This is a genomic window from Noviherbaspirillum denitrificans (genome assembly GCF_002211445.1).
GTDB classification, from domain to species: Bacteria; Pseudomonadota; Gammaproteobacteria; order Burkholderiales; family Burkholderiaceae_D; genus Noviherbaspirillum; species Noviherbaspirillum denitrificans.
In genome coordinates, this window is sequence record NZ_LSTO01000001.1 from 659,478 (window position 1) to 663,734 (window position 4,257).

Sequence of the window (4,257 nt, forward strand, 5' to 3'; positions counted from 1 at the left end):
CGCTGTCCAGCATCGATGCGCTCGACTCGAAGGCGCGCATCGAGGAAATTGCCCGCATGCTCGGCGGCATCGAAATCACGGCGACAACACGCAAACACGCGCGCGAACTGCTCGCGTCGTAAGCCATACAACAAGGAACACCGAACACGATGCGCCCCAATCCGGAACCCCCGTTTTCCCATGGCACGCTGTCCAAAACCGGCGTGGTGCTGGTCAATCTCGGCACACCCGACGAGCCGACGACGCCCGCCGTACGGCGTTACCTCAAGCAATTCCTGTCCGACCCGCGCATGGTCGAAATCCCGCGTGCAGTGTGGTGGCTCATCCTCAATGGCGTGATTCTCCCTTTCCGCTCTTCCAAGTCGGCCGCCAAGTACGCGTCGATCTGGACCCAGGAAGGCTCGCCGCTGATGGTCCACACGAAGAAGCAGGCAGCACTGCTGCGCGGCTACCTCGGGGAACGGGGGCACGATGTGCAGGTCGCGTATGCGATGCGTTACGGCAGCCCCTCGCTTCCCGAAACCGTCGACAAGCTCAAGGCCGACGGCTGCGAGCGCATCCTGATCCTGCCTGCCTATCCGCAATATTCCGCGACCACCACGGCTTCCATCTTCGACGCCGTGTTCAGCCACTATGCGAAAGTGCGTAATGTGCCGGAGCTTCGCTTCGTCAAGCACTACCACGATAACGAGGGCTACATCGATGCCCTCAAGAAGTCGGTGCTCGCGCATTGGGAGGTGCATGGACGGCCCGACAAGCTGGTGATGAGCTTCCATGGCGTTCCCAAGCGCACGCTGCTGCTCGGCGATCCCTATCACTGCGAATGCCACAAGACCGCGCGCCTGCTTGCGGCTGCGCTGCGCCTGACGCCCGAGCAGTACATCGTCACGTTCCAGTCCCGCTTCGGCAAGGCTGAATGGCTGCAGCCCTACACTGCGCCGACTGTGCAGAAGATGGGCAAGGAAGGCGTGCGACGTATCGACGTGCTTTGCCCCGGCTTCACCAGCGATTGCCTGGAAACCCTGGAAGAAATCGCGATGGAGGTCAAGCAGGACTTCCTCACGTCAGGCGGCAAGGAATTCCACTACATTCCCTGCCTTAATGAAGACCCGACCTGGATCGTTGCACTGGCCGAAATTGCCGAACAGCACATGGCCGGCTGGCCTACGATGCTCACGCCCCAGATGCGCGAGGACGCGCGCAAGGAAGCGGAAGTGGCGCGTCAGAAGGCCATGCAGATGGGGGCGAAAAAGTAGGGCGTCCGCGTGCCGGTGTCAGAACGCCGGCGGCAGGTCGACGTGGCAGATCCACGCCGCCGCGAGCAGCGTATAGGCGACGATGGATGCCGAAATAAGTTGCAGTTTCATGTTCTGTGCTCCGATGCAACCGCGCTGAATGCAGTTGCCACTCGATTAAGTCCATCCTAGTACGCCTGCCCGGGAATTGAAGCCCCTTTCGCCGTAAAGTGTGTAACAAGTCTTAACGTTTCGAGGCGGGCAAAAATATTTCAAATAGTTGAATTCATTCCCCTTGAAAAAGTAAGGGAAACCCCCATTTACTGAGTCAATTGAAACTAAGTCATTGATTTTCTGGAGACTTTTTGTGATGCAAGATCAAGAGAAGATGCAGGATCAGGTAGAACAGGCCATCCCGCCGCAAGAAGGCGCTGCCGAGCAGCCGGCCCAGGCTCAGACTGGGCCCGGCTTCGAAGAACGCCTCGCGGCAGCGGAAGCCAAGGCCTCCGAAATGCAGGACGCCTACCTCCGCGCCAAGGCCGAGGGTGAAAATATCCGCCGCCGTGCACAGGAAGACGTCGCCAAGGCGCACAAGTTCGCCATCGAGAATTTTGCCGAGGCACTGGTCCCGGTAAAGGACAGCCTGGAAATGGCGCTCAAGCTGGAAACCCCCTCGGTTGAATCCCTGAAGGAAGGTGTTGAAATGACACTGAAGCAGCTGGTTTCCGCCTTCGAGCGCAACCGCCTGCAGGAAATCAACCCGCAGCCGGGCGAAAAGCTCGACCCGATGAAGCACCAGGCGATTTCCATGGTGCCGGCGGACCAGGAAGCCAATACGATCGTTACCGTCCTGCAAAAGGGTTACATGATCGCCGATCGACTGCTGCGGCCTGCGCTGGTCACGGTCGCGCAATAAGAATCGGAAAAGGGCGACAAAGGCGCTTGAAACCTGCGCCTCGTTCCATATATACAACACATCAGAAAACTCTCGTTTTAAGGATAAAGGAACATCATCATGGGCAAGATCATTGGCATTGACTTGGGTACGACCAACTCCTGCGTCGCCATCATGGAAGGCGGTCAGCCGAAGGTTATCGAGAACTCCGAAGGTTCCCGCACCACGCCTTCCGTGATCGCGTATCAGGACGATGGCGAGATCCTGGTTGGCGCGCCGGCAAAACGCCAGGCCGTCACCAACCCGAAGAACACCCTCTACGCGGTCAAGCGTCTCATCGGCCGCAAGTTCGAAGAAAAGGAAGTCCAGAAGGACATCAACCTGATGCCCTACCAGATCGTCAAGGCCGACAACGGCGACGCATGGGTAGGTGTGCGCGACAAGAAGTTGGCGCCGCCGCAGGTTTCCGCGGAAGTGCTGCGCAAGATGAAGAAGACCGCCGAAGACTACCTCGGTGAAGAAGTGACCGAAGCCGTCATTACCGTCCCGGCTTACTTCAACGACGCACAGCGCCAGGCAACCAAAGATGCCGGCCGCATTGCCGGCCTGGACGTCAAGCGCATCATCAACGAACCGACCGCGGCTGCGTTGGCCTTCGGCCTCGACAAGAGCGGCAAGGGCGACCGCAAGATCGCCGTGTATGACCTCGGCGGCGGCACCTTCGACATCTCGATCATCGAGATCGCGGACGTCGACGGCGAAATGCAGTTCGAAGTGCTGTCCACCAACGGCGATACCTTCCTTGGCGGCGAAGACTTCGACCAGCGCATGATCGATTACATCATCGACGAGTTCAAGAAGATCAACGGCCTCGACCTGTCGAAGGACCCGATCGCCCTGCAGCGCATCAAGGCATCGGCCGAGCGCGCGAAGATCGAGCTGTCCTCCTCGCAGCAGACCGAAGTCAACGAGCCGTACATCGCCATGGTCAACGGCGCACCGGTCCACCTGAACATGAAGATCACCCGCGCCAAGCTGGAATCGCTGGTCGAGGAACTGATCGAGCGCACCATCGAGCCCTGCCGCATCGCGATCAAGGATGCAGGCGTGAAGGTGTCCGACATCCAGGACGTGATCCTGGTCGGCGGCATGACTCGCATGCCGAAGGTGCAGGACAAGGTGAAGGAATTCTTCGGCAAGGAGCCGCGCAAGGACGTCAACCCGGATGAAGCCGTGGCCGTCGGTGCAGCGATCCAAGGTTCCGTGCTGTCGGGCGACCGCAAGGACCTGCTGCTGCTGGACGTGACCCCGCTGTCGCTGGGTATCGAAACCCTGGGCGGCGTGATGACCAAGATGATCCAGAAGAACACCACGATCCCGACCAAGTTCAGCCAGGTGTTCTCGACCGCCGACGACAACCAGCCGGCAGTGACCATCAAGGTCTACCAGGGCGAGCGCGAAATGGCGACCGGCAACAAGTTGCTGGGCGAATTCAACCTCGAAGGCATTCCGCCGGCACCGCGCGGCATCCCGCAGATTGAAGTCGGCTTCGACATCGACGCCAACGGCATCCTGCACGTGAGCGCGAAGGACAAGGCATCCGGCAAGGAAAACAAGATCACCATCAAGGCCAACTCGGGCCTGTCCGAGGAGGAAATCCAGAAGATGGTGAAGGACGCCGAGCTGTACGCTGACGAGGACAAGAAGCTCAAGGAACTGGCCGACGCGCGCAACCAGGGCGATGCACTGGTACACTCGACCCGCAAGGCACTGACCGAGTACGGCGACAAGCTGGACGGCGGCGAGAAGGAAAAGATCGAAGCAGCGATCAAGGACCTGGAAGGCGCCCTGAAGGGCAACGACAAGGCCGACATCGACGCCAAGGTCGCCGCACTGTCGACCGCCGCGCAGAAGCTCGGTGAAAAGATGTATGCCGACGCGCAAGCCCAGCAGGCCGGTGCGGCAGGCGCTGCCGGTGCCGCGGGTGCTGGCGCGGGTGCAGGCGCATCGGAAGCCAAGGCCAAGGAAGAAGACGTCGTCGACGCCGATTTCAAGGAAGTCAAAGACAAGTAATAACATTCATCGCGGCGCAAGCCGTGATGGCCCGCCGAGCCGATGCGATCGTCC

The 4,257-nt window shown here is 60.0% G+C and carries 3 protein-coding genes; all 3 read left to right on the forward strand.

Features of this window, described 5'->3' with window-relative positions:
• Positions 1–149 precede the first annotated feature (149 nt).
• The 3 genes from hemH (at position 150) to dnaK (ending at position 4,203) form a co-directional block, all read left to right on the forward strand.
• The gene (gene hemH / locus AYR66_RS03380; RefSeq protein ID WP_088706350.1) at positions 150–1,256 is read left to right on the forward strand and encodes a ferrochelatase; all 1,107 of its coding nucleotides are present in this window, start codon (positions 150–152) and stop codon (positions 1,254–1,256) included.
• A gap of 349 nt (positions 1,257–1,605) precedes the next feature.
• A complete protein-coding gene (gene grpE, locus AYR66_RS03385) occupies positions 1,606–2,151 on the forward strand; it encodes a nucleotide exchange factor GrpE (protein WP_170942266.1) in 546 nt (181 codons plus the stop codon).
• A gap of 99 nt (positions 2,152–2,250) precedes the next feature.
• On the forward strand, positions 2,251–4,203 hold the full coding sequence (dnaK, locus tag AYR66_RS03390; RefSeq protein WP_088706351.1) for a molecular chaperone DnaK: 1,953 nt from the start codon (positions 2,251–2,253) through the stop codon (positions 4,201–4,203).
• Positions 4,204–4,257 lie beyond the last annotated feature (54 nt).